18 protein-coding genes are annotated in these 18,561 nt (G+C 60.4%); 11 read left to right on the top strand and 7 right to left on the bottom strand.

Annotation, left to right across the window (positions count from 1 at the left end; all coding sequences use genetic code 11):
* Positions 1-17: 17 nt before the first annotated feature.
* The 3 genes from efeB (at position 18) to BLU63_RS28185 (ending at position 3,495) form a co-directional block, all read left to right on the top strand.
* Entirely contained in the window at positions 18-1,316 is a 1,299-nt protein-coding gene (gene efeB, locus BLU63_RS28175; RefSeq protein WP_083376819.1) for an iron uptake transporter deferrochelatase/peroxidase subunit, read from the top strand.
* A gap of 23 nt (positions 1,317-1,339) precedes the next feature.
* The gene (efeO, locus tag BLU63_RS28180) at positions 1,340-2,164 is read left to right on the top strand and encodes an iron uptake system protein EfeO (RefSeq protein WP_083376820.1); all 825 of its coding nucleotides are present in this window, start codon (positions 1,340-1,342) and stop codon (positions 2,162-2,164) included.
* Between the two features lie 161 nt (positions 2,165-2,325).
* Positions 2,326-3,495 (top strand): MFS transporter, encoded by a 1,170-nt coding sequence (locus tag BLU63_RS28185; RefSeq protein ID WP_083376821.1) that lies wholly within the window; start codon positions 2,326-2,328, stop codon positions 3,493-3,495.
* A gap of 3 nt (positions 3,496-3,498) precedes the next feature.
* On the opposite strand, the gene pssA is transcribed toward BLU63_RS28185, so the two are convergent.
* Complete coding sequence (gene pssA, locus BLU63_RS28190) at positions 3,499-4,842, bottom strand: CDP-diacylglycerol--serine O-phosphatidyltransferase (RefSeq protein ID WP_010460013.1); 1,344 nt, start codon at positions 4,840-4,842, stop codon at positions 3,499-3,501.
* Positions 4,843-5,078: 236 nt separating this feature from the next.
* On the opposite strand from pssA, the gene BLU63_RS28195 reads away from it, so the two are divergent.
* From BLU63_RS28195 to BLU63_RS28205, 3 genes are all read left to right on the top strand, one after another.
* Positions 5,079-5,642, top strand: coding sequence for a TetR/AcrR family transcriptional regulator (locus BLU63_RS28195; protein WP_010460011.1), 564 nt, complete (start codon positions 5,079-5,081; stop codon positions 5,640-5,642).
* A 56-nt stretch (positions 5,643-5,698) separates the two neighbouring features.
* On the top strand, positions 5,699-6,175 hold the full coding sequence (locus BLU63_RS28200) for a nuclear transport factor 2 family protein (RefSeq protein WP_010460010.1): 477 nt from the start codon (positions 5,699-5,701) through the stop codon (positions 6,173-6,175).
* A 264-nt stretch (positions 6,176-6,439) separates the two neighbouring features.
* Entirely contained in the window at positions 6,440-7,219 is a 780-nt protein-coding gene (locus BLU63_RS28205) for a TSUP family transporter (protein WP_010460008.1), read from the top strand.
* Here BLU63_RS28205 and nudC read toward each other — a convergent pair.
* From nudC to BLU63_RS28220, 3 genes are all read right to left on the bottom strand, one after another.
* Positions 7,187-8,017, bottom strand: coding sequence for an NAD(+) diphosphatase (gene nudC, locus BLU63_RS28210; protein WP_083376822.1), 831 nt, complete (start codon positions 8,015-8,017; stop codon positions 7,187-7,189). The genes BLU63_RS28205 and nudC overlap by 33 nt on opposite strands.
* Positions 8,018-8,022: 5 nt before the next feature.
* On the bottom strand, positions 8,023-8,835 hold the full coding sequence (locus tag BLU63_RS28215; protein ID WP_010460005.1) for a crotonase/enoyl-CoA hydratase family protein: 813 nt from the start codon (positions 8,833-8,835) through the stop codon (positions 8,023-8,025).
* Positions 8,836-9,022: 187 nt separating this feature from the next.
* Positions 9,023-9,796 carry a class I SAM-dependent methyltransferase gene (locus BLU63_RS28220; RefSeq protein ID WP_083376823.1) on the bottom strand — a complete coding sequence of 258 codons (774 nt, stop codon included), beginning with the start codon at positions 9,794-9,796 and terminating at the stop codon, positions 9,023-9,025.
* A 194-nt stretch (positions 9,797-9,990) separates the two neighbouring features.
* Here BLU63_RS28220 and BLU63_RS28225 point away from each other — a divergent pair, with 194 nt between their 5' ends.
* The 4 genes from BLU63_RS28225 to pncA all read left to right on the top strand — a co-directional run bounded on the left by BLU63_RS28225 (position 9,991) and on the right by pncA (position 12,516).
* Positions 9,991-10,521 (top strand): tetratricopeptide repeat protein, encoded by a 531-nt coding sequence (locus BLU63_RS28225; protein ID WP_083376824.1) that lies wholly within the window; start codon positions 9,991-9,993, stop codon positions 10,519-10,521.
* A 66-nt stretch (positions 10,522-10,587) separates the two neighbouring features.
* Entirely contained in the window at positions 10,588-11,073 is a 486-nt protein-coding gene (locus tag BLU63_RS28230) for an RNA polymerase sigma factor (RefSeq protein WP_077748369.1), read from the top strand.
* Complete coding sequence (locus tag BLU63_RS28235; protein WP_083376825.1) at positions 11,070-11,837, top strand: anti-sigma factor family protein; 768 nt, start codon at positions 11,070-11,072, stop codon at positions 11,835-11,837. Before BLU63_RS28230 ends, BLU63_RS28235 begins: the two co-directional genes overlap by 4 nt.
* Positions 11,838-11,886: 49 nt before the next feature.
* Positions 11,887-12,516 carry a bifunctional nicotinamidase/pyrazinamidase gene (gene pncA, locus BLU63_RS28240; protein WP_083376826.1) on the top strand — a complete coding sequence of 210 codons (630 nt, stop codon included), beginning with the start codon at positions 11,887-11,889 and terminating at the stop codon, positions 12,514-12,516.
* 136 nt (positions 12,517-12,652) lie between these two features.
* Here the strand turns inward: pncA and BLU63_RS28245 are convergent, their stop codons facing one another.
* The 3 genes from BLU63_RS28245 to BLU63_RS28255 form a co-directional block, all read right to left on the bottom strand.
* Positions 12,653-14,929 (bottom strand): hypothetical protein, encoded by a 2,277-nt coding sequence (locus BLU63_RS28245; protein WP_144443405.1) that lies wholly within the window; start codon positions 14,927-14,929, stop codon positions 12,653-12,655.
* A gap of 158 nt (positions 14,930-15,087) precedes the next feature.
* The gene (locus tag BLU63_RS28250) at positions 15,088-16,401 is read right to left on the bottom strand and encodes an ATP-binding protein (protein ID WP_010459991.1); all 1,314 of its coding nucleotides are present in this window, start codon (positions 16,399-16,401) and stop codon (positions 15,088-15,090) included.
* A 4-nt stretch (positions 16,402-16,405) separates the two neighbouring features.
* Positions 16,406-17,107: a response regulator transcription factor gene (locus BLU63_RS28255; protein ID WP_010459989.1), complete on the bottom strand. Its 702-nt coding sequence runs from the start codon at positions 17,105-17,107 to the stop codon at positions 16,406-16,408.
* Between the two features lie 294 nt (positions 17,108-17,401).
* On the opposite strand from BLU63_RS28255, the gene BLU63_RS28260 reads away from it, so the two are divergent.
* Complete coding sequence (locus BLU63_RS28260) at positions 17,402-18,559, top strand: efflux RND transporter periplasmic adaptor subunit (RefSeq protein ID WP_083376828.1); 1,158 nt, start codon at positions 17,402-17,404, stop codon at positions 18,557-18,559.
* Positions 18,560-18,561: the final 2 nt, after the last annotated feature.

An 18,561-nucleotide genomic window follows, 5' to 3' on the forward strand; every position in this document is an offset into this window, starting at 1 on the left:
CAGAAGACTCAAAACCGATGAACGATTCAGAACACTTCAACCTCCAGCGTCGCCGGGTATTGATGGGCATGGGCGCTGCGGGTGTTGCGCTGGCAGGCTCCGCACTGAGCTGCCCGGCGATGGCCGCAAGCCCCGCGCAAGTCACCGAAGCACCAAGCAGCGACAAGACCGAAGACCGCCACGCGTTCCACGGCAAGCACCAGACCGGCATCGTCACTCCGCGCCCGGCGTCCGGCATGTTGGTGTCGTTTGATGTGCTGGCCAGTGATCGCGAGGACCTGGAACGGCTATTCCGCACCCTCAACGAGCGCATCGCGTTCCTGATGCAGGGCGGACCGGTGGCGCAAGTCGATCCGAAACTGCCCCCGGTGGATTCGGGCATCCTCGGCCCGGTGGTCACGCCGGACAACCTGACCATCACCGTATCGGTGGGCGAGTCGCTGTTCGACGAGCGCTTCGGCCTGGCCGCGGCCAAGCCCAAACGGTTGAGCCGCATGGTCGGTTTTCCTAACGATGCTCTGGACGCCGATTGCTGCCACGGCGACCTGAGTCTGCAGTTTTGCGCCAACACCACCGACACCAACATCCACGCCCTGCGCGACATTGTGAAAAACCTGCCGGACCTGCTGCTGGTGCGCTGGAAACAGGAAGGCAGCGTGCCGCCCCAGGCCCCGGCGAAACCCGGTGTGCCGGCGCAGAGCGCACGCAATTTCCTGGGGTTTCGCGACGGCTCGGCGAACCCGGACTCCAACGATGCCAAGTCCATGGACAGCATCGTCTGGGTGCAACCGGGCAGCGACGAACCGGCGTGGGCCGCCAATGGCAGCTATCAGGCGGTGCGGATCATCCGCAACTTCGTCGAGCGCTGGGACCGCACGCCCTTGCAGGAACAGGAAAGCATTCTCGGACGCATAAAAGCCACCGGCGCGCCCATGGGCGGCGCCCATGAAACTGAAGTTCCGGACTACGCCAAGGACCCGCAAGGCAAACTGACCAAACTCGACGCGCATATCCGCCTGGCCAACCCGCGCACTGCTGCGACCCAGGCCAACCTGATCCTGCGCCGGCCGTTCAACTACTCCAACGGCGTGAACAAGAACGGCCAGTTGGACATGGGTTTGTTGTTCATCTGCTACCAGGCCGATCTGGACAAAGGTTTTATCACCGTGCAGACCCGACTCAACGGCGAGCCGCTGGAGGAATACCTCAAGCCGGTCGGCGGCGGTTACTTCTTCACCCTGCCGGGTGTGACGGGCGACCAGGACTTCATCGGTCGCTCGCTGCTTGACGCTGCCTCACCCAAAACAAACACCTGAACAACCCCACACGGAACCGTCCCATGAAAAAGTCGCCCCTCGCGTTATTGCTGACCCTAGGCTTGCTCAATACCCCGCTGTCGGCTTTCGCGGCGACGGCGCCGCTGGAGTTGGTGCAGCCGATTTCGGATTACAAAATCTATGTCACCGAGCAACTGGATGAGCTGGCCAGCCACACACAGCAGTTCACCGATGCAGTGAAAAAAGGCGACTTGGCCACCGCCAGGAAACTGTACGCACCGACCCGGGTTTTCTACGAATCGATCGAGCCGATTGCCGAGCTGTTCAGCGACCTCGATGCCTCCATCGACTCACGCGTTGATGACCACGAAAAAGGCGTGACGGCCGAAGATTTCACCGGTTTCCACCGCATTGAATATTCGCTGTTCTCGCAAAACAGCACCCAGGGTCTCGATCAACTGGCCGATGGCTTGAACAAAGACGTCAAAGACCTGCAAACCCGCGTCGCCGGCCTGACCTTCCCGCCCGAGAAAGTGGTGGGCGGCGCCGCTGCCTTGCTTGAAGAAGTGGCGGCCACCAAGATCTCCGGTGAAGAAGACCGCTACAGCCACACTGACCTGTATGACTTCCAGGGCAACATCGACGGCGCGAAGAAAATCGTCGACCTGTTCCGTCCGCAGATCGAAAAGCAGGACGCGGCGTTTATTGCCAAGGTCGACAAGAACTTTGCCAGCGTGAACAAGATTCTGGCGAAGTACAAAACCGGGGATGGTGGGTTCGAGACGTATGACAAGGTGAAAGAGAACGACCGCAAGGCGTTGGTTGGGCCGGTGAATACGTTGGCTGAAGACCTTTCCACATTGCGTGGGAAATTGGGTTTGAACTGATTTTTCGTAGCGTTTTGGCGGGCTTCTTCGCGGGCAAGCCTCGCTCCTGCTGCGAGGCTTGCCCGCGAAGGCATTATCACGCTCACCGATATTCCTCCTGCCTTGCACATAACCCGCGCTAACATCCCCCGCCAATAATAAAAGCTCACGGAAGACTCACCATGACCACCCCTGCCTTCGACCTGCGCCCACTCATGGTCGCCAACATGGCCTGTTCCATGTCGATGATGGCGTTCGTCTCCCTGATCGGACCTATCGCCCGGGTGTTGGGCCTGGCCACCTGGCAGGCCGGCGCGGCGGTGACGGTGTCCGGGGTGATCTGGATGTTGCTCGCCCGCCCCTGGGGCCAGGCCAGTGATCGCTATGGCCGGCGACGGATTCTGTTGATCGCCACAGCCGGCTTCACCCTCGCCTACTGGGCCTTGTGCCTGTTCATCGATGCCTCGTTGCGTTTTCTGCCGTCGGCGCTGTTGGGGTTTATCGGGTTGATGATCGGACGCGGCCTGATCGGCGTGTTCTATGCCGCGATTCCGGTGGGCGGCAACGCGCTGATCGCCGACAACATCGAGCCGCAACACCGCGCCAAAGCCATGGCGGCCCTGGGCGCGGCCAACGCCTGCGGGCTGGTGATCGGCCCGGCGATTGCGGCGTTGTTGTCGCGTTTCAGTCTGAGCCTGCCGTTCTATGCCATGGCGATCCTGCCGTTACTGGCGTTTGTGGTGCTGCACTACAAACTCAAGGGTCAGGAACTGCACCTGCGGCAAGCGCCGCGCAAGGTTCATCTGAACGATCCACGACTGCGTCGCCCAATGGCCGTCGCGTTTGTGGCGATGCTCTGTGTGTCGATTGCGCAGATCACCGTCGGCTTCTTCGCCCTCGACCGACTCGGCATGAACCCGGCCGATGCCGCGCAAACCGCGGGTATCGCCTTGACCATGGTCGGTTTCGCGCTGATCTGTTCGCAACTGCTGGTGCGCCGGCTTGAATGGCCGCCGCTGCGGCTCATCCGCGCGGGCGCACTGGTGGCGGCCGTGGGCTTTGCCGGCAGCATCCTGGCGGATGCTGCGTGGGGTTTATGGCTGTGCTTTTTCGTGTCGGCGGGCGGGATGGGACTGATCTTTCCGTCATTCGCCGCACTGGCGGCCAACGCGGTCGACGCCTCGGAACAAGGCGCCACCGCCGGCTCCATTGGTGCCGCGCAAGGCTTTGGCGTGGTCATCGGACCGCTGGCGGCGACGTTGATCTACGACGTCGATCCGCGCCTTCCCTACCTGGTTGCCGCTGCGCTGTTGCTGCTGGTGGCGTTGTGGCCACAGACGCGGCAGCACTGAGGGTTACAAAATCCGATAGAGCAACCGCTCGATCCGCACCCGACTGACACGCTTGAGGAACTTGGCCACCGCCGCCGGGTATTCCAGCAGCGTTTCCAGATCCTGATATCGCTGGATGCGCGTGGTGTTGTGGAAAATCTCGCCCAGTTCTTTACTGCGCGGCTCCAGCAATTCGCCTTTCGGGTCATCGATCAGCAACGCGTTCTCAAGGTCGAGGCGGAACGCCCGTGGGTTGAGGTTATTACCGGTCAGCAAGGTGTAGCGCTTGTCGATCCACATGCCTTTGAGGTGATAGGTGTTGTCGCCGTCCTTCCACAAATGCAGGTTCAACTTGCCGCTGTCGATGCTGTGTTGATGGCGTTTGGCAAAGCGCCGCAGGCTGATCTCGTAAAGATACGGCAACGCGGCGATCACCTTGAACGGCTCGCTCGGCGGGATGAAGAAGTCGTTGGCGGTCTTGTCGCCGACCACGATGTCGATTTTCACGCCGCGCCCCAGGGCCCGGTTGATTTCCCGGGTCACCGCCAATGGCAGGTTGAAATACGGCGTGCAGATGGTCAACTGATGCTGAGCGCTGGCGATCAACTCGCAAATCACTCGGCTCAACGGGTTGTTCTTGCCCACACCGAGCAGCGGACTCACCGACAAACCGCCCTTCGCCGTACTGCCGGCCGTGGTGTCGTACGCCGCGTGCTTGAGGCGGCTGCGCAAATCGCCAATGTCGTTGCGCAGGCTGCGGGTGGTCGGCAGGTTCGGCAGGTCGAGGCGATGCACCGCTTTGGAAGCGATCAGACCGTGCTGGATCAAGTGCTGCATGGAATCAGCCAGTGCGTGGTTCTGCAGCAGGTGATAACGATCGTAGCGGTACTTGTCGAACTTGTGCAGGTAAACGTTGTTCAGGCTCGCGCCGCTGTAGATCACGCAGTCATCGATCACAAAGCCTTTCAAATGCAGCACGCCGAACAACTCGCGAGTCTGCACCGGCACGCCGTACACCGGCACAACACTTTCGTGGGTGCGCGTCGCTTCCTGGTACCAGGCCGAGTTGCCCGGCTGTTTGCCGGCACCGATCAAGCCGCGCTGAGCGCGCAGCCAGTCAACCACCACGACCACGTCCAGTTCCGGACGCTTCAGTTTGGCGGCGTGCAAGGCATCAAGGATTTCCTGACCGGCCTCGTCCTGTTGCAAGTACAGCGCAACGATATAGATGCGTTGGGTGGCACTGGCGATTTTTTCCAGCAGGCAACGCCGGAACTCGGCAGCGCCGGAAAGAATGGTGACGGCATCGGCGGTCAGCGGAAAACTGCGCAGCTTAGGCAGCAGAGAGCGTTTGAAAAGCGACGGCATAGGGCTCGCAAAGGGTCAATTCCGAAGAGTCCGAGAGCTTACACCATGGATCCGCTTGGGTCTTCCCACGGCACCGATCGTTCCCACGCTCTGCGTGGGAATGCCGCCATGGACGCTCTGCGTCCGCTTCGAAATGTGACGCGGAACGTCACGGGATGCATTCCCACGCAGAGCGCGGGAATGATCTTTCTAAAAACCTGTTGACCAAGGAGAACGATCGTTCTACTGTTCGCCACATGAACGAAATCACAAGCAACGACACACGCGACATCATTCTGGATGTCACCGAAAAGTTGATCTATAAAAGTGGCATCGCCGCCACCGGCATGGATCTTCTGGTGAAAACCGCCGGCGTCTCCAGAAAAAGTATCTACCGCTACTTCGCCAACAAGGAGGAGCTGACCGTCGCCGCCCTGCAACGCCGCGACGTGCGCTGGATGCACTGGTACAGAAGTGAAGTCGACCAGGCTGAAACCCCGGCCGACCGCCTGCTCAACCTGTTTACCGTGCTCAAGGCCTGGTTCGCCTCTGAAGGCTTCCGTGGCTGTGCGTTCATCAATACCAGCGGTGAAACCGGCGACCCGTCAGACCCGGTTCGCCTGGTCGCCAAAGACCACAAACAAAAGCTGCTCGACTACGTGTGCGAGCTCTGCACCGAACATGGCGCTACCGACCCGGAGACGCTGGCCAAACAGCTGCTGATCCTGATCGACGGCGCCATTACCGTAGCGCTTGTGATGGGTGATCACAGTGCCGCCGATAATGCGCAATGCATGGCGCGAAAGTTATTGGACCTGTAACACTTGAACCAAGCCTGACAACTTGCTCGAACTCTAACTTGAAAGGGAGACTATATATGTCTAACGCCGAAGTTCGTCCGCCATTGCCGCCGTTTACCCGTGAATCAGCCATCGAAAAAGTTCGCCTGGCCGAAGACGGCTGGAACTCCCGCGACCCGGAACGCGTGTCGCTGGCCTACACCCTGGACACCAAGTGGCGTAACCGCGCCGAGTTCGCCTACAACCGCGAAGAAGCCAAAGGTTTCCTGACCCGCAAGTGGGCCAAGGAACTGGATTATCGCCTGATCAAGGAACTCTGGGCCTTCACCGGCAACCGCATCGCCGTACGTTACGCCTATGAATGGCACGACGACTCGGGTAACTGGTTCCGTTCCTACGGCAACGAAAACTGGGAGTTCGATGAAAACGGTTTGATGGCCAACCGGTTTGCCTGCATCAACGACATGCCGATCAAGGAAAGCGACCGCAAGTTCCATTGGCCACTGGGACGTCGCCCGGATGATCATCCGAGCCTGTCCGACCTTGGTCTGTAACCGCTGATCCCCTGTAGGAACGAGGTTTGCCCGCGAAGGCGATGTAACAGGCCACTTATTTGTTGACTGTGAATCAGCCTTCGCGGGCAAGCCTCGCTCCTACGGGATTTATGTCGTCCGCCCATTTTGTGATGACCACAATCCCGTAGGAGCGAGGCTTGCCCGCGAAAGGGCCAGACCAGTCGCCGCAAAGTCTGGATCTAGGTAAGATATCGGCCCTTCCCCGCAGCCCCTTGCTGCACCCCGCCGAATAAGCCGATTTCCATGCCTTTTGAACTCAGCGTTGACCTCACCACCCTGGCCATTCTGGCCATTGTCGCCTTCATTGCCGGTTTCATCGACGCCATCGCCGGCGGTGGCGGTCTGCTGACTACCCCGGCGCTGTTGACCGCCGGCCTGCCGCCACACCTGGTGCTGGGCACCAACAAGCTGAGTTCGACCTTCGGCTCCGCCACCGCCAGTTTTACCTTCTATCGCCGCAAGCTGTTCCATCCCCGGCAGTGGGTGCACGCCATCGTCGGTACGCTGGTCGGTGCACTGACCGGCGCCGTGGTCGCGCATTACCTGCCCGCCGAATGGCTGAACAAGATGCTGCCGGTGATTGTGTTTGCCTGTGGCCTGTACCTGTTGTTCGGCGGCACACCGAAAGCTCCGCTGGACAGCGACGCACCGATCAAGAAAAAGTGGCAATCGACCCAAGGCTTCAGCCTCGGTTTCTACGACGGTGTGGCCGGTCCGGGAACCGGCGCGTTCTGGACTGTCAGCAGTCTGCTGATGTATCCCATCGACCTGGTGAAGGCCAGCGGCGTGGCGCGCAGCATGAACTTCGTCAGCAACATCGCGGCGCTGTCGGTGTTCGTGTTTTCCGGGCAGGTGGACTGGATCATCGGCCTGAGCATGGGCCTGTCGGTGATGGTCGGCGCGTTCTTCGGGGCTCGCACCGCCATCAGCGGCGGCGCGAAGTTCATTCGCCCGGTGTTCATCACCGTGGTGCTAGGCTTGACCGTGCGGCTAGCCTGGCAGCACTGGTTCAGCGTGACCTAAGCGCCGCGCCACGTAGACGTCGATGAGGTAACGGGCAATCGAGCGCGACGCCGGCAAGGGTGGCAACTCATGAACGTTGAACCACTGGGCGTCTTCAATCTCGTCTTCCTGACAGACAATCTCGCCACCGGCGTACTCGGCGTGAAAGCCGAGCATCATTGAATGCGGGAACGGCCAGCACTGGCTGCCCAGGTACTGGATGTTCTTGACCTCGATCTGCACCTCCTCGCGCACTTCGCGAATCAGGCAGTCCTCGGCTGACTCGCCCGGCTCGGCAAACCCCGCCAACGTGCTGTAGACCCCGGTCACGAAACGTGGCGAACGGGCCAACAGCACCTCGTCGCCCCGGGTCACCAGCACAATCATGCTCGGCGAGATGCGCGGGTAATAACGCAAATCACACGGTTCGCAGTACATCGCACGCTCACGAGGAACTTGCGTCGCCGCCTGACCGCAATTGCCACAAAAGCGATGCTCGCGGTACCAGGTGCCGATCTGCGCGGCATAACCAAGCACCTTGTACACCGTGTGATCGCCATCGAGCATGAACGCCCGCAAGCCTTTCCAGTTGCAGCCCGGTACGTCGCTGTGACTGCGCAATTCCAGCAGGTAGACCGGTTCGCCATCCAGGTGACCGATGCCATGTTCGGCCAGGATCGACAGGTCCTGGCGTTTGAGCCATTCGCGGGGGAACAGCGCGCCATTGTCGTCGAACAGAAAGCCTTCGGGGCTGCGAGCCACGGCCCAGCCGCCAGGTTGATCGGTGTCCAGTACTGCGGTGGTCCAGCGTGAAGTCATTTTAATCAGTCCAGAAATTCGGGTTTCTGTTTGCTCATATGGGCAGCCATGGCCACGCGCAAATCGGTGGATTGCAGCATGGCGGCGTTCCAGGTGGCAACGTATTCGAGGCCGTCGTCGATGCGGTGGTCGCGCATGTAGCTGATCATCTCTTTGGTGCCGGTGACCGCGATCGGCGACTTGCTGGCGATTTCCCGGGCAATGCCCATCACACCGTCCAACAGGCTGGCCTGGTCGCTGTAAACGCGATTGACCAGGCCGATGTTGCGCGCTTCCTCGGCGCCAAAGGTGCGACCAGTGTAAGCCAGTTCACGCAGCATGCCGTCACCGATGATCCGCGGCAAACGTTGCAAAGTGCCAACGTCGGCGGCCATGCCGATGTCGATTTCCTTGATCGAAAATTGCGCGTCCTCGGCGGCGTAACGCATGTCGCACGCGGCAATCAGGTCGATGGCGCCGCCCAGGCAATAACCCTGAATCGCCGCCAGCACCGGCTTGCGGCAGTTATCGACGGCGTTGAACGACGCTTGCAGAGCGAGGATCTTGCGGCGCAGCAACCGTGCATTGCGGCCGACGTCCTTGCCCAGTTCATTGGCCACCCCGGCCAGCATCATCAGGTCGATGCCGGAGGAAAAGTGCTTGCCGGCGCCACTGAGTACAACAACCCGGGCTTCATCGGTGTCATCGATCCACTGGAAAATGTCGATGATCTCGCTCCAGAACGCGGCGTTCATCGAATTGATCTTTTCCGGGCGGTTGATCTGCACATGGGCGATTTTATCGGCCAGTTCGACGGTGAACGCGGTGTACTGAGACATGGCAGTGATCCTTTTACCGGGCAAAAATGAGGACCGGACTATAACAAGGCATTGCGTGGGGGAGTAAGGCAGTGGTTCGGCCAAAAGCGGGACTGCCTCGGGTTCTCCAGTGTCTGATCTGACCTCTTCGCGGGCATACGGTGCCTTTGTAGGAGCGAGGCTTGCCCGCGAAGGCAGCACCGCCGATCTAACTGCCCTTCACCGCCACAAACGCCACGGTTTCATAAGGTACGGTCACCACATCCTTGCCGCGCAAGTCAGGCTCCCCGGCAATCAACGCCCGCATCTGTTCATCCACCCTCTCCCGCTGCTCCTCGGGCAACGCCGCAATAAAACTGGTCGAGCGCACGCGATTGAAGATCACATCTTCCGGCGCCCCCGTGTGCCCATGGCTGAAATACTGGGCTTGCAACGGCCCGAACGCCGGATGAGGAAAGGCCTGACGCCAGGCTCCCGTGTAGTAGCGCGGCGTATCGCCTTCCAGCGCGTTGACGATCGCATCCAGTTTCGGCACCCAACTCACCTTGGTATCGCGCAGGTTCCACACCAGGCCCAGCCTGCCACCGGGTTTGAGGACCCGGGCGATTTCGGTCAGCGCTTCAGTGCTGGCAAACCAGTGAAAGGCCTGCGCGCAGACCACCACGTCCACCGATGCATCCGGCAGCGGCAAATCCATCGCGGTGCCGCTCACCGCCAACACATCGGGGAACGCGTCGGACAACTTCTCAAGCATCTGCGGCACCGGTTCCACGGCAATCACCTGCGCGCCGGTCGCGACCAGACGCCCAGTGAATTTACCGGTGCCCGCGCCCAGATCGATCACGGTTTTGCCCGCATTCAAGCCCAGGGTTTCGCTCAGCCACTCGGCCACTTGCGGCGGGTAGTCCGGGCGGCCGCGAACATAAGTATCGGCCCCGGTTTTGTAACCCGCAGCCGCAGAATGATGGACCTGATCTTTCATGGCAGTGCTCCTGAACAACAACGAATGCTGTCGAGCATAGCGCCTCGATTTGAGCTTTCCCCGCCAAAGAAATGAATAATTGTTCACCCTGCGGTGTTCTCCAATCAACGCCCCATGAGAATTGCCCTTGCGGCCGCCGCCTCCGGCCGGGGCGTGGTTTACACTCAATCGAATCAACTCGCCGAGCATTTTCCATGACTATCCGTTTTGCTGTTTTCACCGCCCCGCTGTTGCTCGCCGTTGCGTTGTCCGGTTCACTGGCCCTGGCCGATGGCGACGATGACGCTCCGGCCAAACCCAACTGCCCCAAAGGCCAGGTGTTCGACACCAAATCGCAGAAGTGCGTCATGCAAACCAGCAGCCTGGTCCCGGACGCTGACCGCACCGATTACGCCTACCGCCTGGCCAAGGACGGTCGCTACGAAGAAGCCCTGGCCCTGCTCGATACGCTCAAGAATCCAAATACGGCCAAGGCTCTGAACTACCGCGGCTATGCCACGCGTAAACTGGGGCGTACCGACGAAGGGATCGGTTATTACCTGCAATCGGTCAAACTCGACCCGCACTATGCGCAAGTGCGTGAATACCTCGGCGAGGCTTACGTGATCAAAGGTCGGCTGGACCTGGCGCAAGAGCAGTTGCAGCAGATCAAATCGATCTGTGGCAGTACGTGTGAGGAATATCAGGACCTGGCCGAAGCGATCAATGATTCATCGAAAACCTGACACACCGAACAGACGGAGGTCGCCATCGCCAGCGATCAGGCAATACGAACAGAACTGGGCCAGCATTTGACGCGTTTATGGCGTTACGGCCTGCTGCTGTCCCGGCAACGGCATGTGGCCGAAGACCTGGTGCAAGCCACCTGCGTTCGGGCACTTGAGCGTGCCGGGCAGTTTGTACCTGGCACCCGCATGGACCGCTGGCTGTTGAGCATTTTGCATTCGATCTGGCTCAACGAAGTGCGCTCCCGACGGGTGCGCCAAGGTCAGGGCCTGGTCGATGCCGACAGCCAGTTGTCGGTTGACGGAGAATCGGTAGCGCAGACCCATGTGCTCGCCGCCCAGGTCATCCGCCGGGTCGACGCCCTGCCCGAGGCCCAACGTGAAACGGTGTACCTGGCGTATGTCGAAGGCCTGTCGTATCGCGAAGTCGCCGAGGTGCTGCAAGTGCCCATCGGCACCGTCATGAGCCGCCTCGCCGCCGCACGGGTGAAACTGGCTGAATATCCGCCACTGCACACAGTGCCGAACCCTTTCACGGGAGAACGTCGATGAACGAGCGCGCGACACCTTCGGACGAGGAACTGGTGGCGTACCTCGACGATCAGCTCGATGCCGACCAGCGCACCCGCATCGACGCGGCCGTCGCCGAAGACTCGACACTCAACTTGCGCCTGCAATGGCTGGCCCGCAGCAGCCTGCCGTTCAAAGAGGCTTATGACGAACTGGCCCAACAGGCGCCTGTCCACCGCTTGCAGTCGATGCTCGACACTTTGCCCTCGCCTGAACGTCCGGCCCTGAATCGACGCCGATTCCTCGCGGCGGCGGCCGGCCTGGTGGTGAGTGGCGTGGTGGCGGATCGATTGTTCCTTGCCTGGCAACTGAGTCAGGAGAAAAGCAACTGGCGGGGCCTGGTCGCCGACTATATGTCGCTGTATGTGCCACAAACCCTGGAACACTTGCCCGTCGACGAAGCCTCACAACGGGCGCAACTGCGAACCATCGACGCGCGCCTGGGCCTGAGCCTGACGCCTGCAAAACTGGCCCTGCCACGGTCCGATTTGAAGCGCGCGCAGATCCTCGAATACGACGGCATGCCGATCGCGCAGATTACTTATCTGGACCCGGCACATGGTCCGATTGCCTTGTGCGCCAAGCGCTCCAACAGTGGTAGCCGGCATTTTTCCCATGAGATTCGGCACAGGATGAATGTGGTGTATTGGGCAGACATGGAACATGCGTGGATGCTGATCGGGCATAACCCGGCGGCGGAACTGGAAGGCATGGCGAAATCGTTGCGTAGCCGACTTAGCGCGTGAGCGAAGTTGCCCTATGCTTGGCGTCTGTTTTCCAAGGAGGAACCTCCCCATGCCAAACGCTTCTCGCACAGCCTTGCTGGTCATCGACGTACAGAACGACTTCATCCCCGGGGGGCAACTGCCGGTGCCCGAGGGAGACTTGATCGTGCCCTTGATCAACCGCCTGGGCGACCGGTTCAAACAGGTCATCATTGCCCAGGACTGGCATCCACCCGGCCACGCCTCGTTCGCGTCCAGCCATCCGGATCGCGAACCTTACGAGGTCATCGAGCTGCCTTACGGCCCGCAAACACTGTGGCCGGATCATTGTGTACGGGCGACGGCAGGGGCCGAGTTACACAAGGATCTCAACCTGCCCCACGCGCAACTGATCATCCGCAAGGGCTGCAACCCGGACATCGACAGTTACTCGGCATTTCTGGAAGCGGATCGCAAGACCACCACCGGCCTGGCCGGCTATTTGAAAGAACGCGGCATCGACACGCTCTATCTGGTCGGACTGGCGCTGGATTTCTGCGTGATGTTCTCGGCGCTGGATGCGCGGGCAGCGGGTTTCAATGTGTTCGTGGTGTTGGATGCGTGCCGGGCGATTGACCTGGACGGATCGTTGGCGGCTGCGATCGAGCGGATGCAGGTGGCTGGCGTTGATCTGGTTTCAGCGGATCAAGTGCCGGGTTAACCCCGGCACCTGCCCACAAGGACTGCGATCGAGTGCGCCCCGACTCGAACGCAGTTTCGCAGGCTTGGCAGACGCTACCTGGAAATTGCAATCGCTCACTCACCGATAACCAAGTCTGTTCCGTTTCGGCCCCACACTAATCAGCCACTCTGAAATTATCGAGTGAGAACCAGTCCGGCGTAGGGCAGTGAAAATCCAGCCGAGCGATACCCGGTGCATCAAATGAAACATTCACCGGACCACCGTATGATGTCCCCAGTTTCTGTGTGCCCAGCAAGGCTCCAGCGGCGGTGTAATACGACACGGTGCTGTTGTCGTAATTGGAGCTGACGTGCCAGAAACTGATCCGTGAATAACTGTTCTTGAGTTTCAATTCCACGTTCACCGCCGCTGCGCCAAACGCTTCGCGACCGATGCTCAGCACCTGGTTTTCTACCTGTCCGGGAAACGATTCGCCAATTTCAGTGCGGGGGGTGACGGCAACCTCGCCTTCTCCCGACTTGAACGTGATTCGCATGCTGGACAGATCAATGACACCGCCGTGCCGCACCGTTTGGGTGGGCGCACCGTCAAAGTCCTCCAGAGGCTGAGCGGGCAGGTTCAATACTGTCAGTTCCTGCGTGGCAAACACCACGGCAGCGCTTTCATCGTCCTTGCCGTCGAACCCCACTTTCAACACCATTTGCAGCTGGCTTCCGGGCTTGAACTTCAGCAGCAGATCCCGTGGCACCGTGTTGTCCAGCCCGCCTATCTCCACATTCGTGACAGGTGCGCCCTGAGCGATAGGGATGACGTACTCGTTGCCATTTACATCAACACCGTGCAGGCGAAACCAACGCAATTGCCCAAGTCCTATCCCGGGCCATGGCGCGCATTGCGCCTGCACTGGGCCCGCAAACGAGCCGAGATCCAGCACCTTATTGCCGAGGGATTGAGGGATCGACGGCTTTGGCAGGCGCGGATCCTTGTCATTTATTCGATTGATCGTCACATCCAGTGAATCGCTGGCTTGCGCCGCAGTATCGCGGAGCAACGCCCAGGACAGGCTCATGACCGCACCATGATTGGCCATCAACATCTGTGGCTTGAGCAGAAAGTTCGCCCGATGGTTTTTGTTGAAGGCCATGGCGGCGAACGTCGGCGAGCCGAGACCGGGTGTACCTTCGGCCAACAGTCGGGCCTGATCACCGGGAACATCGTCAAGAAACTCCACACGAGCGGTCACGCCATCAACAAAGTCCAGTGGGTCCAGTGGAGTGCCCGCCCCCACCAGCGTTGGCGGTTGCAGCAAGGAGACAGCCTTGCCTTTGACGTCGACCTTCAACGCAATGGAACGATCAAGCCTATTGCCCTGACTCATGCGGGTGTAACTGAACACGGCAGTCCCGCCCGCAACTCGGGCGAATCGATCGTATGGAACGGACAGCGAATACATGAAAGGGACATTCTTGATTGTTTCAATGAGCGTCAACACGTCTTCCGGTTCCGATCCGTCGGCGCTGCGGAAGCGGCAAGTGAGGTGGATTTCGTCGTCTTTCAACCAACCGCGCGGCACGTAAACCTGCGCCGTGGCCGGTTTGCCCGCGAGTTTTTCAAGCTCGATGGTATCGGGATCGTCTTCGGCATCGGCGGGGTCTTCACTGACGATCGGTGGGTCATACCACGTGCCCTTCAGGTTGACGTACAGATACAGACTGGCCGAGTACGGGCTGTTGACATCCGGCCCGTTACCTACGCGATCGATCACTGTGTAATTGATGCGAAAACGCGGATTATCGCCAGCCGCAACAAATGTCGCTTCGTCGACCGTCATCTCGAGCCAACCCTGATCGACTTCAGGCTGGGTCACCGTGTGGTTGAGCACAATGGAATTGCAATCGAGCCGAATCTGGTCAAACGTCCTCATCAACGGATAGGACAGCGTGACGATAACGCCTTCGCTCGCCCGCTCAGGGTCCACGCCTTGATCCAGCACTTCTGACTCGACTTCAATCGATAGCTCCGAATGACCTTCCTCGCCAGGAAACTGATCCACGAGGCCGGGGCGCTGCGCATGGAATAACACTTGCAACGGCGCCGAAGCGTCGATCTCGGTGCCTGCGCGATCAAGCAAGCAATCGAGCGTATTGAGCCCGTCCGTCCAGTGCCGGGTCTGCACGTAAACAGTCGCACGCTTGTCTTCTTCACCCGCCATCACGGGGAATGAGGCCACCGTTGCGCCGTTGAGCTGCAGCTTGAAGGTGTCACCGGCTTGTGCGAGGGACGAAGGCTCGATGAACACTTTGACCCCTTCCGGATACAGGTAAGTCAACGCCAGTGGCAGCCCGGCGTCGACGCCGTCCGGCCCCGGAATCGGTTCTTTCATTCCCGGAATGAGGGGTTTGTCGAGGGTGAATGTGGTCATCGTATTCATGGGAAAGTCCCTGTAGGCCGGGCTGCGATGGCTGGATAGAAAAGAGCACGTCCTTTTTATTCAACACCGCCCGGCCGATGACCGCTACTGTCAGATCTGACAGGTACAGCATCTTAAAAACCTGAATGACTACCTTTAGTCTGAAAACGCGCCTGACCTTAAACCGAAGTGCTGGCCAGCGTCGGCAACCACAATTTGAACCGCGCTCCGCCGAGCGGCGATGCCTCAACGGTCAGCGTGCCACCCTGCGCTTCCAGCGCCCGACGACTGATCGCCAGCCCCAGGCCAAATCCGCCCGTTGCCCGATCCCGGCTGCGATCCAGTCGATAGAACGGTTCAAAAATCCGCTCGCGCTCATCGTCGGGAATGCCGATGCCGTCGTCGTCGACCCAGATTTCACAACCTTTCGGACAGACCTTTACGCCAATCTGAATACGCTTTTCGCAATAGCGCATGGCATTGCGCAGCAGGTTCTGTATCGCGCGAGCCGTCAGTCGCGGGTCCAGCACGAAGCGTTCAAGTTGCCCATGCAGCAGCACGTCGATCACGATGTCCGGCGACTCCAATTCTTCATCGACGCTGCCCAGAATGCTGTCGATGAACTCGTCCAGCGACACTTCAACCTGCTCCGGCAGCCGCGCCGGGTTTTGCAGTCGGCTGTAGGACAACAGTTCCAGGACCAATTCATCCAGTTCCCGTATGTGCGCGACCAGCCCCAGCAGGCGCTCGCGACTGGCAGCCGGCAAGTCGTCGGACAGCGCCAGGGCCAGGCCGAAGTCCAGGCGCGTCAGCGGTGTGCGCAGTTCGTGGGACACGGCGTTGAGCAAGTCGCGTTGCTGGTTGAGCAGGTTTTCGATGTCGCCGGCCATGGTGTCGAAGACAGTGGCCAGGCTGCCAATGTTGGAGTGCGAGGAGATCTGCGTGCGTTCGCCGAGGTGGCCCTTGCCGAAACGTTCGGCGGTGCCTTTGAGCCGTTCCAGATCGCGCCAGTGCGGACGCAGCCACAGCAACAGGCAGGCGAGCATGGTCGCGCCGATCAGGACGTTGATGCTCCAGTACAACAGGCTGACGTCCATCGGGTCCGGCGGTACGACCATTTCGACAACGGACTGCTCATTCAGCGGTGCCACGGCGAGCGTGCGCCAGCCCCAGTCGCCGATGCGCACGACGTTCTCGCCACGCTGCAAACGCTGGCGCTCCTGGAGGGTGAAGTCGGGATCGTCATGGCGGGTCAGAACGATGCGCAGCGGGGCAAACTCCTTGTCCATTTCAGTCGCCAACGCTGGCCATTGAGCTTCCGGCACGGCATGGAACTGTTTGACGATGAGGGTTTGCAGCCCGCGCGAATAATCGAGGTTGTAGGTGACGAACCGTTCATGGAAGAGCTTGATCACCAAGTCCGGCATCAGGTAGATCGCCGCGCTGTACGAGACGATCATCACCAGATAGAGGCGAAACAGGATCCTGAACATCGTCTCAGCATTCCCACTCGGAACGGCTGAACAGGTAGCCCTTGCCCCACACGGTCTTGATCTTGCGCGCCTCGCCCGCGTGGTCGTCGAACTTGCGCCGCAACTTGGAAATCGCCACGTCCACCGAGCGGTCGGTACCGTTGAATTCGATGCCGCGCAGGCGTTGCAGGATCTGGTCGCGGCTCAGCACTTCGCCAGCATGCCGGGCCAGCACCACCAGCAGGTTGTATTCACCGCTGGACAGCTCCACCAACTGATCGCGCCAAGTCACGGTGCGCTCGGACAAGTCGATGCACAAGTTGCCCATGAGGATGCGGTCGTTGGCGGTCTGCGGTTCGCTGAGGCTGCTGCGGCGCAACAGCGTGCGCACGCGGGCCAGCAAGACGCGGGGTTCGCAGGGCTTGGTGACGTAGTCGTCGGCGCCCATTTCCAGCCCCAGCACCTGGTCGTGGCTGTCGTCGCGAGCGGTGAGCATCAGGATCGGCAGCGTGGCCGAATCCGCCCGCAGCAAGCGGCAGACTTGCAGGCCATCGAGCCCGGGCAGCATCAGGTCGAGGATGACCAGGTCCGGCGGATTGACCCGCGCCCGCTCGCGCACATGGTCGCCACGGCTGATCACACTGACGCTATAGCCATTGCGTTCCAGGTAGCTGGCAATCAGTTCGGAGAGCGCGGTGTCGTCTTCGACCAGGAGGATGTTGGGCATGGGTGTTTCCAGAAAGTGCAGTGGCGACCTTTGGGGCCTCTTCGCGGGCAAGCCTCGCTCCTACAGGGAAATGCGCATACTCGCTCCAACGAGGGAATGCGATTAACGGTAGGAGCGAGGCTTGCCCGCGAAGGCGGCCTGACAGGCGCAAAAAGTTTCAAGCGGCCAAGGATATACGCCCCCGCACGCCCGCGAGCAAAACCCTTACACAATTTCACACAGCACCAACAAAGCTTCACCGCTACTCTCCTCGCCTCCCCGTAGGATGCGGGCAGTCATTATTGGGGTAATTACATGTCAAAGAACCTGCTTGCCAAGCTCAGCCTGATGGCGCTGGCATTGACGCTGAGCGCTTGTGACAAGTCCTCGAACGCCGAAGAACAGGCGCCTCTGGCCACGGTGCGCGTCGAAACAATCGAAGCCCGGCCCCTGTCGATCACCAGTGAACTGAGCGGGCGGATTGCCGCGCCACGGATTGCCGAAGTCCGCGCCCGGGTCGCCGGCGTCGTGTTGCAACGCACCTTTCGCGAAGGCAGCGACGTCAAAAAAGGCGATGTGCTGTTCCGTATCGACCCGGCACCCTTCAAGGCTGACCTCGACAGCGCCGAAGCGTCCTTGCGCAAGGCTGAAGCCAATGCGTTCCAGGCCAAATTGCAGGAACAGCGTTATGCCCAGTTGATCGAAGGCAACGCCATCAGCGGCCAGGATTACGACAACGCCCGGGCCAGTGCCCGGCAAACCGCTGCTGATGTCGCCGCCAACAAGGCCGCCGTGGACCGGGCGAAACTCAACCTCGGCTACGCCACCGTCACCGCACCGATTTCCGGGCGTATCGGCCGCGCGCTGGTGACCGAAGGTGCGCTGGTCGGGCAGAACGAAACCACGCCGCTGGCACTGATCCAGCAGCTGAACCCGATTCACGCCGACCTGACCCAATCGACCCGCGAACTCAACGACCTGCGCCGCGCCTTCCGTTCCGGCCAGTTGAAGGAAGTGGGCCAGGGCCAGGCCAAAGCCACGCTGATTCAAGATGACGGCAGCCTTTACCCGCTGCCGGGCAAGCTGCTGTTCACCGACATCACTGTCGACCCGGGCACTGGCCAGATTATCGTGCGCAGCGAGTTCCCCAACCCGGACCTCGACTTGCTGCCGGGCAGCTTCGTGCGGGTGCGCCTCGAACAAGCCGTCAATCAGCAAGGCATCAGCGTACCGCAGCGGTCCATTCAGCGTGACAGCGCCGGCATTGCCCAGGTGTTGGTGATCGACGCCGAGCAGCGTATCGGCCAGCAAACGGTAGAACTGGGCGCGGTACAGAACGATCGCTGGATCGTCACCGCCGGCCTTAACCCCGGCGACCGCATCGTCACCGAAGGCCTGCAACACGCCAAGCCCGGTGAAAAAGTCCAGATCGACAACACCCCTCTTCCACTTGCCCAGGTTTCTGGTCAGTAAGC

It is taken from the genome of Pseudomonas mandelii (assembly GCF_900106065.1).
GTDB classification, from domain to species: domain Bacteria; phylum Pseudomonadota; class Gammaproteobacteria; order Pseudomonadales; family Pseudomonadaceae; genus Aquipseudomonas; species Aquipseudomonas mandelii.